Annotated in this window: 13 protein-coding genes; 2 read left to right on the plus strand and 11 right to left on the minus strand. The window is 71.7% G+C overall.

All coding sequences use genetic code 11. The annotated features are described in order from the left end of the window. Positions 1-10: 10 nt before the first annotated feature. The 6 genes from FB471_RS04390 to FB471_RS04415 all read right to left on the minus strand — a co-directional run bounded on the left by FB471_RS04390 (position 11) and on the right by FB471_RS04415 (position 6,483). Positions 11-859 carry a shikimate dehydrogenase gene (locus FB471_RS04390; protein ID WP_141996057.1) on the minus strand — a complete coding sequence of 283 codons (849 nt, stop codon included), beginning with the start codon at positions 857-859 and terminating at the stop codon, positions 11-13. Continuing rightward, on the minus strand, positions 859-2,481 hold the full coding sequence (gene mltG, locus FB471_RS04395) for an endolytic transglycosylase MltG (RefSeq protein ID WP_342779399.1): 1,623 nt from the start codon (positions 2,479-2,481) through the stop codon (positions 859-861). Before mltG ends, FB471_RS04390 begins: the two co-directional genes overlap by 1 nt. After that, complete coding sequence (ruvX, locus tag FB471_RS04400) at positions 2,478-2,978, minus strand: Holliday junction resolvase RuvX (RefSeq protein ID WP_141996058.1); 501 nt, start codon at positions 2,976-2,978, stop codon at positions 2,478-2,480. The genes mltG and ruvX overlap by 4 nt, the downstream gene beginning before the upstream one ends. Next, on the minus strand, positions 2,975-5,635 hold the full coding sequence (gene alaS / locus FB471_RS04405) for an alanine--tRNA ligase (protein WP_141996059.1): 2,661 nt from the start codon (positions 5,633-5,635) through the stop codon (positions 2,975-2,977). The genes ruvX and alaS overlap by 4 nt, the downstream gene beginning before the upstream one ends. 114 nt (positions 5,636-5,749) lie before the next feature. Further along, positions 5,750-6,079 (minus strand): hypothetical protein, encoded by a 330-nt coding sequence (locus FB471_RS04410; RefSeq protein WP_141996060.1) that lies wholly within the window; start codon positions 6,077-6,079, stop codon positions 5,750-5,752. Beyond that, positions 6,079-6,483: a DUF948 domain-containing protein gene (locus FB471_RS04415; protein WP_141996061.1), complete on the minus strand. Its 405-nt coding sequence runs from the start codon at positions 6,481-6,483 to the stop codon at positions 6,079-6,081. Before FB471_RS04415 ends, FB471_RS04410 begins: the two co-directional genes overlap by 1 nt. Before the next feature lie 323 nt (positions 6,484-6,806). On the opposite strand from FB471_RS04415, the gene FB471_RS04420 reads away from it, so the two are divergent. Continuing rightward, the gene (locus tag FB471_RS04420) at positions 6,807-8,897 is read left to right on the plus strand and encodes a phosphocholine-specific phospholipase C (protein ID WP_141996062.1); all 2,091 of its coding nucleotides are present in this window, start codon (positions 6,807-6,809) and stop codon (positions 8,895-8,897) included. 10 nt (positions 8,898-8,907) lie between these two features. On the opposite strand, the gene FB471_RS04425 is transcribed toward FB471_RS04420, so the two are convergent. Next, entirely contained in the window at positions 8,908-10,284 is a 1,377-nt protein-coding gene (locus FB471_RS04425) for a replication-associated recombination protein A (RefSeq protein ID WP_141996063.1), read from the minus strand. Positions 10,285-10,374: 90 nt separating this feature from the next. On the opposite strand from FB471_RS04425, the gene FB471_RS04430 reads away from it, so the two are divergent. Further along, positions 10,375-11,136, plus strand: a complete 762-nt coding sequence (locus FB471_RS04430) for a metallophosphoesterase family protein (protein ID WP_141996064.1) — start codon at positions 10,375-10,377, stop codon at positions 11,134-11,136. A 3-nt stretch (positions 11,137-11,139) separates the two neighbouring features. On the opposite strand, the gene FB471_RS04435 is transcribed toward FB471_RS04430, so the two are convergent. From FB471_RS04435 to FB471_RS04450, 4 genes are all read right to left on the minus strand, one after another. Then, positions 11,140-12,015, minus strand: a complete 876-nt coding sequence (locus tag FB471_RS04435) for an SGNH/GDSL hydrolase family protein (protein WP_246076234.1) — start codon at positions 12,013-12,015, stop codon at positions 11,140-11,142. Positions 12,016-12,098: 83 nt separating this feature from the next. After that, positions 12,099-13,283: a phosphotransferase gene (locus tag FB471_RS04440; protein WP_141996065.1), complete on the minus strand. Its 1,185-nt coding sequence runs from the start codon at positions 13,281-13,283 to the stop codon at positions 12,099-12,101. Positions 13,284-13,504: 221 nt separating this feature from the next. Next, positions 13,505-15,271 (minus strand): aspartate--tRNA ligase, encoded by a 1,767-nt coding sequence (gene aspS / locus FB471_RS04445; RefSeq protein ID WP_141996066.1) that lies wholly within the window; start codon positions 15,269-15,271, stop codon positions 13,505-13,507. Between the two features lie 285 nt (positions 15,272-15,556). Further along, the gene (locus tag FB471_RS04450) at positions 15,557-17,575 is read right to left on the minus strand and encodes an intein-containing Rv2578c family radical SAM protein (protein ID WP_211357944.1); all 2,019 of its coding nucleotides are present in this window, start codon (positions 17,573-17,575) and stop codon (positions 15,557-15,559) included. Positions 17,576-17,591: the final 16 nt, after the last annotated feature.

Below are 17,591 nucleotides of genomic sequence, written 5' to 3' on the forward strand. Positions count from 1 at the left end.
ACCGGCAACGCTAGACCGGCAGCGGCCGGATGCCACCGGTGGCCTCGCGCAGCGCGTCGCGCATCGCCTCCCGGGGCGCGGGCAGGCCGGTGAACTGCTCGACCTGCCCGAACGCCTGGTGCAGCAGCATGTCCAGGCCGGTCGCCAGCGACCCGCCCACGGCTGCGACCGCGTCGGCCAGCGGGGTCGGCCACGGGTGGTAGATGACGTCGAGCAGGCACGGCGCCGCGGCGAGTTCGGCCCGATACGGCGCCAGCGCCTCCGCCGGAACCGTGCTCACCACCACCGGTGCCGTGGCGAGTTCGGCGAAGTCCGCATCGGACCATCGGATGACCTCGACCGCGAGCCCGGCACGGCGAGCCGCCGCCGCGGTTTCCGCGGCACGGGCGGGCTCGCGCACCACCAGCCGCACCCCGGGCAGCCCCAGCTCGGCGAAGGCGACCACGGCGGCCGCGGCGGTGCCGCCCGCGCCGAGCACCACCCCGGCACGCTCGCCGGAGGGCAGATAGCCACCCGCCGCCCGCAGGGCCCCGGTCACGCCCTCGATATCGGTGCAGTCCGCGAGCCAGCCGCCGTCCCGGCGCACCAGGGTGTTCGCGGCCCCGACCGCATTCGCCCGCGGCGTGGCCTCGGTGGCGAGCTCCAGCGCGGCCCGCTTACCCGGCATGGTCACCGAGAGGCCGACCCACTCGCCGCCGAGGCCGGAAACCAGCGCGGGCAACCCCTCGGCGTCCACCTCGATCCGCTGGTAACTCCAACCGGCAAGGCCGAGCGTGCGATACGCCGCCTCGTGCAGCACCGGCGAGAGCGAGTGCCGCACCGGCTTGCCCAGCACGGCGGCGCGCCGCGCACCCACCATCAGAAAACCCCGCGGGACTGCGCGTCGTCGACGTTCCTGCGGTGCTCCTCGTAGCTTTCGGAGAAGCAGGACAGCCCGTTCTCCTCGCATTTGACGAAGAAGAGCCAGTCGCCTTCGGCTGGCTCCTCGGCCGCCTCGATCGCCTGCGCACTCGGCGCCCCGATCGGCGTCGGCGGCAACCCCGTGTTCTGGTACGTGTTGTACGGTCCCGGCCGCTGCCGGTCCGCCGGATCGGTGCGGATCACCGGCTCGTCGAGCGGGTAGTTGACGGTGGAGTCCATCTCCAGCTTCATCCCCGCGTCGAGCCGGTTGTAGATGACCCTGGACACCTTCTCGAAGTCCTGCTTCACCGCTTCCCGCTCGATCACCGAGGCGATGATCAGGACCTCGTACGGGGCCTTGCCGGTCGGCTCGGCATCGCCCGGAAGACCGGTCGCCCGTAGCCGCGAGGCCGACTCCTTCAGCACCGTGCCGAGCAGTTCGTTCGCATCCGCGCCCGGCCGCACGTCGTACACGCCGGGGGTGATCAGGCCCTCGATCTTGCGGTCACCCTCCACCTTCGCCACGGCCTCGGCGGCCCAGGGTGGAGCACCGAGCGCGGCGAGGTCCGCTGTCTCGGCCGCCGTCCGCAGCTCCTCGACCGGAACGCAGGTGCTGGTGCCGTTCAGGTCCGCGCAGGACGCCTTGGACAGCAGGGACAGCACGCCCTCGCTGACCTTGTCGTCCGGCAGGATGGTGTCGTCCAGCTCGGTGCCGCCGCGGACCTCCAGCTGCCCCACCCTGGCCTGCGGGCTCACCAGCTGCCGCACCGCACTCGCGCCGGACATCTTGGTCTTCATCACGTAGTAGCCGGGCTGCACACTCAGCACCCTGCTGTCGTCCTCGCTCGCCTCGACGAACGCCTTGGCGCTGGCGACCACATCGCTGTCCTCGAGTTTGCCCGCGATCGAGGAGGTCGAGTCGCCATCGGCCACCTGCAGCAGCACGTCGGACTCGCCGTCGCCCTCGTAGTCCGCGTAGCCGAAGCCGAGCAGCTCCCGCGCGCCGAACCAGGCGGCTCCGGCGAGCAGCACGATCACCGCGATGGCGCCGATCCAGCCGAGTGCCCGTTTGCCGCGCCGCCCGCGGGTGCGCCGTGGCGGTTCGTCCCGCCCGTCGTCGAAGTACTCCGGCTCGGCCCGGTCCTCGTCGTCGTCATCCTCGTCCGCGTAGCCGTCCTCGTCGTAGTACTCCTCGTCGTAGTACTCACCGTCGTACTCGTCGTAGAAGTCCTCGTCGGGGGAGTCCGGGTCGTGGTCCCGGTCCGGGCGCGGCCGCGGCTCGTCGAACCAGTCGTGGTCGAGGTGCAGCACCTCGGTGGGGCGCTCGTCCGGCGGCGGCCCCTCCACGTACCGGCGGCGGCGCCCACCGCGCGGCACCTGCGGATTCGGGGGCGGCGGGATATCGCCGGGCGGACCGCCCAGCTCACCGCGGTGCTGGCTGAACTCCCCCGGCGCGGGCTGCCGGCGGGGCCTGGGGGGCGCGGGCCGCGGGGGCGCGCCCTCGGTGGGCATGGGGCGCTGCGGCGGCCTGCGCCGCCTCCCGCCGTCGGGCGGGCCGTGCGGGTTGCCGGGGCCGGTCACGAACCCTCCCCTGTCTCCGGGCGGGAGCGGGCCGCCGCGCGGGCATCGAGCCAACCCTGCAGGATTTCCACCGCGGCGGCCTGGTCGATCACGGCGCGTTGTTTGCGTCCCTTCACCCCCCGCTGCGCGAGCATCCGGGTGGCGCTGACGGTGGTCAGCCGCTCGTCGGCGAGCCGGACGGCGACCGGTGCGATCCGGTCGGCCGCCCGGTCGGCGTACTCGACGGCGATCTGCGCGGCGGTACCGTGGCGGTCGGCCAGCGTTCTCGGCAGTCCTACGATCACCTCAACCACCTCGTTCTCGGCGACGAGCAAGGCCAACTGATCGAGATCGCTGTCGTTGTGCGCATCACGCGACAGAGTAACGAGCGGGCTGGCGAGTAACGGCGCGGGATCGCTCAGTGCGACACCGACTCGAACCGAGCCTACGTCGATCCCGAGCCGCCTGCCCGGCCCGGGATCGTTGTCCCCCGGCCGATCCGGACGGCGCCCGGTCACCCGCGGGCCACCGCTTCCCGCAGCCGCGCGATGGCCGTGTCGATACCGCCCGGCTCGGTGCCGCCGCCCTGCGCCATATCCGGCTTGCCACCGCCGCGACCGCCGACCGCCTCGGCGAAGGCGGGCACCAGCCTGCCCGCCTCGATGCCCCTGTCCCGCGCCGCGGGCGTGGTCGCCACGACGAAGCTGACCTTCTCGCCGGACGGCGCGAACAGCGCGACCACGCCCGGCCGGGAACCGAGCCGGTTGCGGACCTCGGTGGCCAGCGCGCGCACCCCGCTCGCGTCGACACCGTCCGGGACCCGCTCGGCCACCAGCGATACCCCGCCGGCGTCCTGGGCCTTGTCCGCCAGCGTGCCCGCCGAGCCGAGCACCTGCCGGGTGCGCAGTTGCTCGATCTCCTTCTCCGCGTTGCGCAGCCGGGCGACGATGTCCTCCACCCGGGAGGGCAGCTTCTCCGTCGGCACCTTCAGCGAGTTCGCCAGCTGGGACACCAGCAGCTGCTCCTTGCGCACGTGCCGCAGGGCGTCGTTGCCGACCAGCGCCTCCACCCGGTGCACCCCGGATCCGATGGAGGAGTCGGTGACCAGCTTGACCAGCCCGAGCTCGCCGATCCGGCCGACGTGGGTCCCCCCACACAGCTCGCGGGAGTAGTCGCCCATGTCGACCACCCGCACCTCGTTGCCGTACTTCTCGCCGAACAGCGCGACCGCGCCCAGCTCCAGTGCCTTGTCCTTGGTGGTGACGTAGCTCTGCACCGGCACATCGGTCTGCAGGTAGTCGTTCACCTCTTCCTCCACCGAGGTGAGGAGGTCCGCGGACACCGCTCCGGAGGCGGTGAAGTCGAACCGCATCCGGCCCGGTGAGTTCAGCGAACCGGCCTGCGCGGCGCGCCTGCCGTAGGCCCCGCGCACCGCCGCGTGCACCAGGTGCGTCGCCGAGTGCGAGCGGGCGATGGAGGCCCTGCGCTGCGCGTCCACCGATCCGGTGACCTCGGTGCCGACGCCGAGCTCACCCGCCGTCACCTCGACGCGGTGCACGAACAGGCCCGGCACGATCTTCTGTACGTCCAGGACCTTCAGCTCGACCCCGGCGCCGACCAGCACCCCGGTGTCGGCGACCTGGCCACCGCTCTCGGCGTAGAACGGGGTGCGGTCCAGCATCACCTCCGCCTTGGTCCCCTCGGCGACCGAGCGCACCGGCTGACCGCCCGACAGCAGGCCGATCACCTTCGCGGTGGCCTGCAGGTCGCGGTAGCCGAGGAAGGTGGTCTCGCCGTGCTGTTCCAGCACGTCCCGGTAGACCGAGAGGTCACCGTGCCCGCTCTTGCGCGCGGCGGCGTCGGCCTTGGCCCGCTGCCGCTGCTCCTCCATCAGCGTGCGGAAACCGTCCTCGTCCACGGAAAGGCCTTGTTCGGCGGCCATCTCCAGGGTGAGGTCGATCGGGAAGCCGTAGGTGTCGTGCAGCTGGAAGGCCTTGTCCCCGGCCAGGATGTTGCCGCCGGAGTGCTTGGTCTCCTCGGCCGCCAGGTCGAAGATGCGCGAGCCGCTGGTGAGCGTGGCGAGGAAGGTCTCCTCCTCGACGCGCATCACGTCGGAGATCCGGTCGAAGTCGGTGACCAGTTCCGGGTAGGCCGGCCCCATCGCGTCCCGCACGATGGCGGCGAACTCCGGCAGCACCGGCTCGTGCACCCCGAGCAGCCGCATCGAGCGCACGATCCGGCGCAGCAGCCTGCGCAGCACGTAACCGCGGGCCTCGTTGCCGGGGGTGACGCCGTCGCCGATCAGCATGACGCCGGAGCGCGCGTGGTCGGCGATCACCCGGAAGCGCACGTCGTCGGCGTGGTTGTTCCCGTAGGCCCGCCCGGAGAACTCCTCCGCCCTGGCGATCACCGGGCGCACCAGGTCGGTCTCGTACACGTTGGCCACACCCTGCATCAGGTAGGCCACCCGCTCGATGCCCATCCCGGTGTCGATGTTCTTCTGCGGCAGCTCACCGAGGACGGGTGCGCCCTTCTTCGGGCTCTCCTCGCCCCGGATGTCCTGCATGAACACCAGGTTCCAGATCTCGAGGTAGCGGTCCTCGTCCACCACGGGACCGCCCTCGCGGCCGTACTCCGGGCCGCGGTCGTAGTAGATCTCCGAGCACGGGCCGCCGGGGCCCGGTACGCCCATGTCCCAGTAGTTGTCCTCGGCGTCGCGGTACTGGATGCGTTCGGCGGGGATGCCGGTCACCTTCCGCCACAGCGCGGCCGCCTCGGCGTCGTGCTCGTACACGGTGACCCACAGCCGGTCCGGTTCGAGGCCGTAGCCGCCGTCGGCCTGCGACCTGGTGACCAGGTCCCAGGCCAGCTCGATGGCGCCCTCCTTAAAGTAGTCCCCGAAGGAGAAGTTGCCCGCCATCTGGAAGAACGTGTTGTGCCGGGTGGTCTTGCCGACCTCGTCGATGTCCCCGGTGCGCACGCACTTCTGCACGCTGGTCGCGCGCGGGTACGGCGGCGGCACGTCGCCGAGGAAGTACGGCTTGAACTGCACCATGCCCGCGTTCACGAACAGCAGGTTCGGGTCGTCCAGGATGAGCGAGGCGCTCGGCACCCTGGTGTGCCCGTTCTTCTCGAAATGGTTGAGGAACCGGTTGGCGATTTCGTGTGTTTCCACTGGGTGTCCTTGTGGCTTGCGGACCGGTACGCGACGGGCACGCCCGGCCGGGTTCGGGGAACGGCTGCGCAGGCGGAGGGCTCCCGGGCCCGCGCGAGGTGAGCCTGCTGCGCGTCAGCCCTCCGCCCGGCGCGCTCGCCGGGCCTGCGGGCGCGCGGCGGTGCGCCTGCCGGCTGCCGAGGCCGGGCCGACGGGCCCGCGGCCCGGTCGTGCCGGCACTCCGGAGCGCTGCTGCACCATCTCGCTCAGTTCCTGCTCTCGTTCGCTCATCCCGGCGCGGACATCCGCGCCGAAGGCGCCCACGGCGCCGGCCAGCTCGCTGATGGCCCCACCCACGTTCGAGGCTAACCCGGCCGGCGTGGCCTGGCGAGCGGTTTCGGTGGCCTTCCTGGCCAGGGTCACACCCGCGGCGACCCCGACACCGAGCCAGAACAGCCGCCTCATCACTTACCACCCCGCACGCGCCGCAGGACGTGCTTGTTGCCGCCGTCGGACTTGGCCTTGCGGCGCGCCCGCACGGCCCTGCTGACGCCGTAGGACAGCGCGGCGGTCTTGACCAGCGGGCCGCCGAGGGTGGCGGTGAACACCGAGGACAGCGCCGAGACGTTGCCGGACACGGCCTGCGCGTTGGCCGTGATGCCGTCGACCCGCTCGAGCTGGGTGTTCACGTGCGTGATGGTGTCGTTGGCGCCGTGCAGCAAGGGGTCGGTGTTCTCGTGTGCCTTGCGGATCGCGACCGTCGCCTCGTCGAGCGTGCGCGCGAGCTTGAGCAACGGGATCGCCAGCAACAACACCAGCAGCACGAAGGCGCCTGCGGCGATCAACGCGGCGATCTGCGTGGGCGACACGTGCCCTCCAATGGTCCGGGTAGGCGGCTTTCGAGCTTCGCGGAATTGCCGGTCAGGCTACCGCGCCGCCTCGGAAGCGGCCCGGCGGCCCACCGTAGCCGCCCCGGCGCCGCACGGTAGGACGCCGTGCCTTCTTCGACGGTCGGGGTGTTCGGATCCGCAGTGCGCTTCGCCAGTGCGGTAAACTGCGACGATCGCTCGCACGGGCCTGTCGGCCCGTGGTCGCCGGGTCGTTCCGAACACCCTCTTTCGGCCCCGTACGTCGGTCGGATCTTCCCGCTGGATTCTTGCCCCGTTCACCTCGCCGGGCGAGGCTGGCGCCCATGCCGACTCTCTCCCGCCGCCACCTGCTGGGCCTGTCCGGAGCCGTCACCGGCGGCCTCGCCGCCTCCCTGCTGCCACCCTCGTTGCACACCGCCATGGCGCGGCCGATGCGCCGGGGTGGGCTGGACGCCGTCGAGCACGTGATCGTGCTGATGCAGGAGAACCGCTCCTTCGACCACTACTTCGGCACCCTGCGCGGGGTCCGGGGCTTCGCCGACCCGCACCCGCTGGAACTGCCGGGCGGTGACCCGGTGTTCGCCCAGCCACGACCCGGTGGCGGCAGCGTGCTGCCGTTCTCGCTGCGCGCGCAGGCCGAGCGGGAGGGTCGCGACCCCGCCGACATCCAGTACCTCGGTGCCCTTCCGCACGGCTGGGGCGACGCCACCGGTGCCTGGGCGGGCGGCTGGTACGACGACTGGATCGCGCACAAGGGTGCGGCCACGATGACCTACTACGACCGCAGGGACATCGCCCTGCAGTACGAGCTGGCCGACACCTTCACCGTCTGCGACGCCTACCACTGCTCGGTCTTCGGCTCGACCAACCCGAACCGCAACTTCCTGTGGAGCGGCACGGTGGGCACCGAGCCGGGCACCGGGGAACGGGCGGTGACCAACGCCGCCTACTCCTACGACCACGCGGGTTACGAGTGGACCACCTACCCGCAGCGGCTGACGGATGCCGGGGTGCCGTGGCGGATCTACCAGGAGTGGGACAACTTCACCGACAACGCCGTGGAGTACTTTCGCCCGTGGAAGGACATCGGGCGGAAGATACTGGCCGCCGTGGACGGTGGGTACCGCACCACCGAGGAGTTCTACCTCGGCTTGTTCGGCAAGCCCGAGGCCGAGCGGGAGCGGCTGCTGGCCCGGTTCGAGACCGGGCGCGCCGCGCTGAGCCCCGCGGAGCGGGACCTGTTCGACCGCGCGGCCTTCCGCGGGGCCCCCGGCAGCCTGCTGCCGCGGCTGCGCGCGGATATCGCGGCCGGCACCCTGCCCCGGGTGTCCTGGCTGGTGCCGCCCGCGGCCGACTCCGAGCATCCCAGCGCGTCCACCCCGGTGGGCAGTGCCAATTTCGTGTACCGGGTGCTGGACGCGATCGCGGCCGACCCTCGGGTGTGGTCGACCACGGCCCTGTTCCTCACCTTCGACGAGAACGACGGCTACTTCGACCACGTGCCGCCGCCGGTCCCGCCCGCGGTGGAGGGGGACGACGCCGACCACGTGGACGGCAGGCCGCTCGGGCTCGGGCCCCGGGTGCCGATGACCGTGGTGTCCCCGTGGACCATCGGCGGTTTCGTCGACTCGCGGGTCTACGACCACACCTCGATGCTGCGGTTCCTCGAGCGGTGGACCGGGGTGCGCGAACCGAACATCAGCCCGTGGCGCCGGACGGTGGCAGGCGACCTCACCGGCGCGTTCGACTTCCGGTGGGCCGGGCGGCCGCCACGGCCGCGCCGCCCGGGCCCGGTGCCGGAGGCGGTCGACCGCTGGCACCCGGAACCGCCGGAGTCGCAGCGCATGCCCTCGGCGGAGCCGGGGCGGCGGGTCGCGCGCCCGCTGCCCTACCGGGCCACGGTGTCCGGATCCGTCGAGCACGGCAGGCTCGCGCTGCGGCTGCGCAACGACGGCCGCGCGGCTGCCCACTTCGCCGTGTACCCCTACGCCGGTGAGTTACCGGCGCCGGCGCATCACGACGTGCAGCGGGAGCACACCGAGCGGCTCGACCTGCCCGCGGACGGCTACCGGGTGGTCGTGCAGGGCCCGAACCGGTCCTGGTGGGAACTGCGCGGCAGCCGCTCCGGCGCGGCGGCGGGGCTGGACGTGCGCACCCGGGTACTGCCGCACCGGCACGGGGTGGAGTTCGTGCTGGCCAACGGCGGGAGCGAGGCGCTGATGCTGCGCCTTTCGGCATCCCGCCACGCTCGCGCGACGCGGTTCGTCCGGGTCGCCCCCGGCAGGTCGGCCGCGGTGGCCTGGCCGGTGGCACACGGCTGGTACGACGCCGAGATCACCACCGAATCCGATCCCACCTTCCTGCGCACCCTCACCGGCAGGGTGGAGAACGGCCGCCCCGGGATCTCCGGCTGAGTCGACCGGGTCAGGAGTCGCGGATCGTGCGGCGGAGCTTGGGGACGCGGTCGGCGAGGGTGCGCTCGGCGCCCCGCTGGGTGGGGTGGTAGTAGTCCTGGCCGACCAGCTCGTCCGGCGGGTACTGCTGGGCGAGCACGCCCTCGGGGACGTCGTGCGGGTACTGGTAACCCTTGGCATTGCCGAGTTTCGTCGCCCCCGCGTAGTGCCCGTCCCGCAGGTGTGGCGGTACGGTCCCGATCCGGCCGGAACGCACGTCGGCGAGCGCGGCGTCGATCCCGGCGATCACCGCGTTGGACTTCGGCGCGGTCGCCAGGTGCACGGTGGCCTGGGCCAGCGCGAGCCTGCCCTCCGGCATGCCGATGAACTGCACCGCGTGCGCGGCGGCCACGGCCGACTGCAGTGCCGTGGGATCGGCCATGCCGATGTCCTCGCTGGCGTGCACGACCAGCCTGCGGGCCAGGAACCGCGGATCCTCCCCCGCCTCGATCATCCGGGCCAGGTAGTGCAGCGCGGCGTCCACGTCGGAGCCCCGGATGGACTTGATGAACGCGCTGATCACGTCGTAGTGCTGGTCACCGTCGCGGTCGTAGCGCACCGCCGCCTTGTCCACGGTCGACTCCACGGTCGCCAGGTCGACCACCTTGTGCTCGGTCGCCGCGGCGGCGTCGGCGGCCGCCTCCAGTGCGGTGAGCGCCCGGCGAGCGTCCCCCGAGGCCAGCCGCACCAGATGGTCCTCGGCCTCCTCGGTGAGCTCGATCCGCCCGCCCAGCCCGCGTTCCTCGACCAGGGCACGCCGGATCAGGTCGCGGATATCGGCATCGGTGAGCGGGCGCAGTTGCAGCACCAGCGAGCGGGACAGCAGCGGGGACACCACCGAGAAGGACGGGTTCTCGGTGGTGGCGGCCACCAGCAGCACCGTCCGGTCCTCGACGGCGCCGAGCAGCGCGTCCTGCTGGGTCTTGGAGAAGCGGTGCACCTCGTCGATGAACAGCACCGTGTTCTCCGCGTTGTAGTTGCGCCTGCGCCGCGCCTCCTCGATGACGCCACGCACCTCCTTCACCCCGGCCGACAGGGCCGACAGCGCCACGAAGCGACGGCCGGTCGCGGTGGAGACCAGGTTCGCCAGCGTCGTCTTGCCGGTGCCCGGCGGGCCGTGGAGCAGGACCGAGGCCGGGGCCGCGCCTTCGACCAGCCTGCGCAGCGGAGCACCCTCGCCGAGCAGGTGTTGCTGGCCGACCACCTCGTCCAGGGTGCGCGGGCGCATCCGCACCGCCAGCGGCGAGCCTGGCGGCACCGGCCGCTCCGCCCGGGCCGCGACCGGTTCCGGCGGCTCCGGTGGATTCGCCAGATCCGGGTTCACCGTGAACAGTTCGTCTTGTTCCACGTCCCCGACGGTAGCCGCCGGGAGGGACACCGCGTGCGCCGACCGCGAACACGGCCACACCGGCGGCCCGCGGGCCGCCAGGATGTGTGCATGGTCGATCGTGTCGCCGTCCTGTCCGACGTCCACGGCGTGCTGCCCGCGCTGGAAGCCGTGCTCGCCGAACCCGAGGTCGTCGCCGCGGACCTCGTGCTGCTCACCGGGGACGTCGCCGCGGGGCCGCAGCCCGTCGCCACCCTTGACCTGCTGGCCGGGCTGGGGGATCGGGCACGGTGGGTGAGCGGGAACGCCGACCGGGAACTGGTCGCCCTGGCCGGGGGCGGGGAGACCGAGATCCCCGATCCGATCGCGCCGTGGGCGGCCGCGCAGCTGACCCCGGCGCACCTGGAGCGGCTCGCCGCGCTGCCCGCCACCCGGCGCGTGGACATCCGCGGGCTCGGCCCGGTGCTGTTCTGCCACGCGACCCCGCGCGACGACGAGGAGCTCGTGCTGGTGGACAGCCCGATGTGGCGCTGGGAGGAGGTCCTCGCCCGCGTGGACACCTCGGTACGGACGGTGGTGTGCGGGCACACGCACATGCCGTTCACCCGGCTGGTGGACCGCAGGCTGGTGGTGAATCCCGGGAGCGTGGGCATGCCCTACGGGTCGACGGGGGCGCACTGGGCGCTGCTCGGCGGCTCCACCGGGCCCGCTATTCAGTTGCGGCGCACGATGTTCGACACCGAAGCCGCCTGCAAGTCTATTGTGGACACTTCGGGTTACCCGGACGTCGAGGCGTGGGTGGACTCCTTCGTCCGCAACCCCGCCTCCGACCTGGAGGCACATGCCGTGTTCGCGCCACGGGACGGCCGCTGACCCTCAGCGGCGTCCGCGTTCGATGGCCGTCTCGGCCGCCGAGCGCAGCATGATGCTCGCGGCGTGCGGAACAAGGTCCCGGCCCCGCCGCCACAACCACGGAACACCCTTCACCAGCAACCAGCCGACGTGCTCGAGGGTGCTGGTGGCGACCCCGCCGGATCGCTCGAGGGTGACCGGTTCCGGCACCGCGAAACCCGCCTCGGCGAGCACGTCGGTGAACCCGCGGGCCAGCAGGCGATGCCCGAACTCGGAGGGATGCAGCCGGTCCACGCTCCAGGCGGGCAGCTCGTAGGTTCCCGGCACGGTGGCGAGGTCGAGGCAGGGCACCCCGTGCCGGGCCACCACGAGGTCGATCGCCTCGTTGAGCTCGTCGATACGGGACTTCAACGCCCGGTAGAGCGGCCGGGGCAGGCGGAACACCTTCCCGTGGTCGTGGAACCGCAGCGGCACCACGGTGGCCCCGACCGCCCGTAGCGCACCCACCACGTCGTCGAGGCGCTCGGCGAGCACGGCGGGCGCGAAATCCGACCGCAGCGTGTCGTTCATGCCGACGATCACGAGCGCCACGTCGGGGCGGTGATCGAGCGCGGCCGGCAGTTGCTCATCCCGGACGCAGCGCATCCTGGCTCCGGTGAAGGACGTGTTCAGGTACCGGTCCGCGTCGACGCCGAGCGCCTCCGCGACGAACGGCCCGACACCACGCCAGCCGCCGGGGATCCGGTCACCGAGGCCGACGGCGGTGGAGTCGCCGAGTACGGCCAAGGTGCGCGCGCGGCGTGGTGCGGCCGGTGCCGTCGTGGGTTCGATGGGTAGGGGGTCGATGGTCGTCGGAGTGACGTTCTCGCTCACCACGGTCACGATCCGACGATCAGCCACGCAGGCTCACCGGTGGTGATCTCCGGGTAACGAGGTGCGGACGCCTCGGCGAATCCTCCGTGCCGGTGCCGCCCGGCGGTGTCCTAGCGGAAAGCCGGGTACAGCGCCAGCTCCAGACCCGGCCCGAAGGCCGCGTCCAGCGCGGTCGCCACCGTCCAGGCATGCGCGGCGACCTCGCCGAAATCCGCACGTTCGGCGTGCTGGGCGAGATCCCGCCACCAGCTCACCAGCGCGGCGGCCCGGCCGGTCGGCCGCGGGTCGTTGTGCGGCATGGCCTGCAACAACTCCCAGGTGGACCACCACACCAGCACCTGCTGGCTGTCCAGCAGATGACCGGCGAGGATGTCGTCATCGGCGAGCGCGGGCCACAGGTCGGCGACCTCCGCGCGCCAGGCGGCGATCATCGCCTCGCTCATCCCGGCGGGCAGCGCCAGCGCATGTGGGCTGGACACGAACGGCACCCGCAGGTGCCCCGCGTCGATCAGCGCGTTGCGCACGCGGCCCCGTTCGAAATCGAGGAAGCGGACCCCCTCGTTGGTCACCAGGTTGTTGTCCGGCCACAGCTCGACCGGGCTGAAAGCGCGGTAGCAGGCCGAACGCGCCTTCTCGGCCGCGCCCTCGGCCACCTCGCGTACCGCGGTGGGGGTGGACACCTCGAGCCTGCGTTCCAGCAGCGCGGGCAGCTGCGCGCAGGCCAGCACACCGGTGGTGTCGTCACCCCGCGCCTTCCCACCGAGCCTGCGAAGCAAAGCGTTGAAGTCCGCCTCCCGGCCGGCCGTGCTGGCGTGCAGCCTGCCGAGCGAGCGGGACCAGGACAGCAAGGCGGTCTCCGCGGCGCGGGCATCCGAGCCGTACAGCCGATCCCGCAGTGTGGGCGCCCCGCCGAGGTCGTCGATGACCAGCACCCGATGGCCACCGTCGTGCGCGAGCAACTCGGGGCACATGCGCTCGTCCGCCGAGAGCGCGGTGAACAACTGGTAGCTGACCGCCTCCTGGGCGAACGGATCGACCTCACCCGGAGCCGGTTTGTCCGGGTAGTGCTTGATGACCAGCGTGCGTGGCAGCGCGAACGGCGAGGACGCCACCCTGGCCCGTACCACCGTCGCCGGACCGCTTCCGGCGAGGTCTTCCGGAGCCACCAAGGTGATCGAGCTGCCGAAACGCTGCGACAACACCGCCTCGCCGGCCTCGATGGCGGTCCCGATCGCGAGAAGTTCCGCTCCAGCTCCGACAGTCGAATCGTCGGCAGAGGAGGTATCCACTGTCATTGTCATTGACCCTACTAGTGAGCGAGCAACCATTTCCACCGCGAACTCGGTGACTCTTTCGACTCGGGGTGCGCACGCTCCGTGCTGTCGGAGTGACAACGGGCGTCCGGCGGCGCCATCGGCGGCCCGACCGGGGCAGACGCGATCCCACCCAGGAAGGATCTGCCCACACCGTCACAACCCGATGACAGCATGCCACCGATGCGGTGTCGTGACGTGCGTTACGCCTCCGCCCGGGGCTTGGCGTCCACGCCTGCTTCCTTGCGCTGCGCTGCGGTGATGGGCGCCGGCGCCCCGGTGAGCGGGTCGTAACCACCACCGCTCTTCGGGAAGGCGATCACCTCGCGCAACGAGTCGGCACCGGCGAGCAGCATCACGATGCGGTCCCAGCCGAAGGCGACGCCGCCGTGCGGCGGCGGCCCGTACTGGAACGCGTCGAGCAGGAAGCCGAACTTCTCCTGAGCCTCCTGTTCGGAAATGCCCAGTATCTCGAACACCCGCTTCTGCACGTCGGCGCGATGGATACGAATTGATCCACCACCGATTTCGTTGCCGTTACAGACAATGTCGTACGCGTAGGCGAGCGCGTTACCCGGGTCGGACTCGAATTTGTCGACCCATTCCGGGGTCGGTGAGGTGAACGCGTGGTGCAGCGCGGTCCACGCGCCGGTACCGACGGCGACGTCATCGGTGTCCTCGGCCGCCTCGAACAACGGGAAGTCCACCACCCACACGAAGGACCAGGCTTCGGGATCGATCAGGCCGAGCCGGTGACCGATCTCCACCCTGGCCGCGCCGAGCAGCGCCCGCGCGGCGGAGGGCTTGTCTGCGGCGAAGAACACGCAGTCGCCCGGTTTCGCGCCGACCGCGTCGGCCAGCCCGGCACGCTCGTGCTCGGCGAGGTTCTTGGCGACCGGCCCGCCCAGCGTACCGTCCTCCTCGATGAGCACGTAGGCCAGTCCCTTGGCGCCGCGTTGCCGCGCCCATTCCTGCCAGGCGTCGAGCTGCCGGCGGGGCTGGTCGGCGCCGCCCGCCATCACCACGGCCCCCACGTAGGGCGCCTGGAACACCCGGAACGGGGTGTCCGCGAAGTACTCGGTGAGCTCGGTGATCTCCAGGTCGAACCGCAGGTCCGGCTTGTCCGTGCCGTACTTGGCCATGGCCTCGGCATAGCTGATGCGCCGAATCGGCCGCGGCACCTCGTGGCCGATCAGCCGCCAGAGCGCGGCGATGATCTCGTCGCCGAGCCCGATCACATCGTCCTGGTCCACGAAGCTCATCTCGATGTCGAGCTGGGTGAACTCGGGCTGGCGGTCGGCCCGGAAATCCTCGTCCCGGTAGCAGCGGGCGATCTGGTAGTAGCGTTCCAGCCCGCCGACCATGAGCAGTTGCTTGAACAGCTGCGGAGACTGCGGGAGGGCATACCAGGAGCCCGGCTTGAGCCGCGCGGGCACCACGAAGTCGCGGGCGCCCTCCGGGGTCGACCGGGTCATCGTCGGGGTCTCCACCTCGACGAAGTCCCTGCCGTGCAGCACCTCCCGTGCGGCCCTGTTCACCTCGCTGCGCAGCCGCATCGCCGCGGCCGGACCGGCGCGGCGCAGGTCGAGGTAGCGGTGCCGCAGCCGAACCTCCTCGCCGACCTCCAGCCGTTCGTCGATCGGGAACGGCAGCGTGGACGACTCGGACAGCACCTCGAGGCCGGTGACCAGCACCTCGATCGCGCCGGTGGCGATCTCCGCGTTCTCGTTCCCCTCCGGCCGCGCGGCGACCTCGCCGACGACCCGGAGGCAGAACTCCGCCCGCAGGTCGTGCGCACGCTCGGCCATCTCGCCCTCGCGGAAGACGACCTGTGCCACCCCGCTGGCGTCCCGCAGATCGATGAAGATGACCCCGCCGTGATCGCGCCGCCTGGCCACCCAGCCGGTGAGGGTGACGGTCTGGCCGACATGCTCGGCACGCAGGGTGCCGGCGTTGTGGGTGCGAAGCACTGCGGTTGCTCTCCTCGTTCTCTCAGTGCCTGTTGGCAAACGCGCGACACGATCGGCTCGGCCGGGCTCGGACTCCGGCACGGTCATCGTGACCTTCGTACGCGGTGCGCCCGGCCTCGCCGCTCGTGGGCTCCGCCGCGCGCGCTCTTCCACTCGCCACAGGCAGTTGACTCCAGTTCGCGACCAGTCTCTCGGAACGCGTGATCGTCGGACATCGGCAGTTTTCTGCCGACGGTAGAGGCTAACGAACGAGCACCGGGGCTCCGCCACCAGGTTTCCGCGGGGTCACAGCAGGGACAGTTGATCACCGCCCTGGCTGGCGTCGTGTTCGGGCGCACGCTGGATGGGAACCGCGCCCTCGCCGCCGTCGCGATGACCGGGACCACCCTGGTCGAGCCCGTGTCGCCGGAGCAACCTGCCGACCCGCTCGCCCAACCAGTTCCGGTAGTGCCGGTTGACGTAGCTGCCGCCCGCGTAGAGCTCGCGGTAGCGCGGCACCAGCTCCGGATGGTGGGCGCCGAGCCACCTCAGGAACCACTCTCGTGCCCCGGGCCGCAGGTGCAGCGGCAGCACGGTGACCCCGCTGGCCCCCGCGTCGGCCACGGCGCCGAGTATCCCGTCCAGCGCCTCCATCGAGTCGGTCAGCCCGGGCAGCACCGGCGCCACCATGACCCCGCAGGGCAGGCCGGCCTGCGCCGCCCTGCGCACCAGTTCCAGCCGCGCCTGCGGACTCGGTGTGCCCGGCTCCAGCCGTCGCTGCAGCTCCCGGTCCAGCAGCGCGATGGACACGCCCAGCCCGACCGAGACGTCCGCGCTCACCGATTCCAGCAGCGGTAGGTCCCTGGTCAGCACGGTGCCCTTGGTGAGGATCGAGAACGGCGTACCGGAGTCGGCCAGCGCGCGGATGATCCCCGGCATGAGCTGGTACCGGCCCTCCGCCCGCTGGTAGGGGTCGGTGTTGGTGCCCATGGCCACGTGCTCGCGGGCCCAACCCGGTTTGCGCACCTGCGCGGCCAGCACGTCGGGCGCGTTGACCTTCACCACCACCTGGGTGTCGAAGTCCAGGCCGGAGTCGAAGTCGAGATAGGTGTGCGATTTGCGGGCGAAACAGTTGTGGCTCACCACCCCGTTCGCGATGAAGTCGCCCGTTCCGGTGGTGATGTCGAACAGCGGCAGTTCGAGTCCGGTCGGCTCGACCGCCGCGACAGCGAGGCCCGGCATACCGCGGACCGCGGCCCCGTCGATCATGCGCTTGCGCCCGGCCGCGGGGTCCACGGTGTGGAAGAAACGCAACTGTTCCTCGACCCCACCGGACAGCCGGATCGTACGCCCGCCGTCCTCGACGGTGTGCCGGAACACCAGCCGGGTCAACGCCAGCCGGGCGGCTTCGGCGGTGTCCGGCTCGAGGCCGGTCAGCCGCAGTTCGGTGTCGGCACGCCTGCCCCTGGCGTCGAACACGCCGGCGAGGAATCCCTTCTGCCATCCTGTGCCGGGATGTACGGGGAGTTCGAACAGCTCGGCCAGCGCGGCCTGCCCCGCAGTGCCCGCCGCACCCCCAGGGCGGCGGGCGCCGACGCCCGGCGGGGACACCGACTCATCCACCGGGACGCCGAACGCGGTGAGGTACTCCCTGGCCCTGCGCAGCATCTCGCGATCGGGTGAGGCCAGCCGGAAACGGTGCGCCGGCGCGGTATCACCCTCGTCGGTGAGCGCCCCGCACAGGTAGCCGACGCGGTACTCCGGGCCCTCCTCCGGCGGCGGCGCGAACGGGCCGGTGCCGACCAGCCGGTTGCGGGTGGTGAGATGCGGCCGTTGCGCGGCGCCGAACCGGCTGCCGGTCACGTGTTTCCAGCCCCGTTCGGTGAGAAACCGATGATCACCACTGGCGACCAGCTCCGTGCCGTCCTCGAGGGTGACCCGGTAGGCGGGCTTCACGGTGGACCAGTGCGCGAGCACATGCGTCCGCACGTACCGGCGCCTGCCCTGCTCGCTGTAGGTTCCGTAGATCTCGTCGCCCACCGCGAGGTCGGCCAGCGGCTTGGTGCGGCCGTCGGCCATCAGGATCGCGGTGTCCCCGGACAGGCAGTAGGTGCAGGCGTGCGAGCAGCCGCGGTAGGGATTCACCGTCCAGCGAAACGGCATCGACGAGGTTTTCGGCATCTTGTTCAGCACCGAGCGGGCCCGTACCTCGTGAAAGGTCACCCCGGAGAAGTCCGGCGACCGCACGGAGCGGATCAGCCCGGACAGGCCGAGCAACGCCTGTTCGGGTTCGGTCTCGTCGGCTCGCTGGCCATCCCATCGCACGTCGAACAGTCGAACA

Source organism: Amycolatopsis cihanbeyliensis (genome assembly GCF_006715045.1).
Lineage (GTDB): Bacteria > Actinomycetota > Actinomycetes > Mycobacteriales > Pseudonocardiaceae > Amycolatopsis > Amycolatopsis cihanbeyliensis.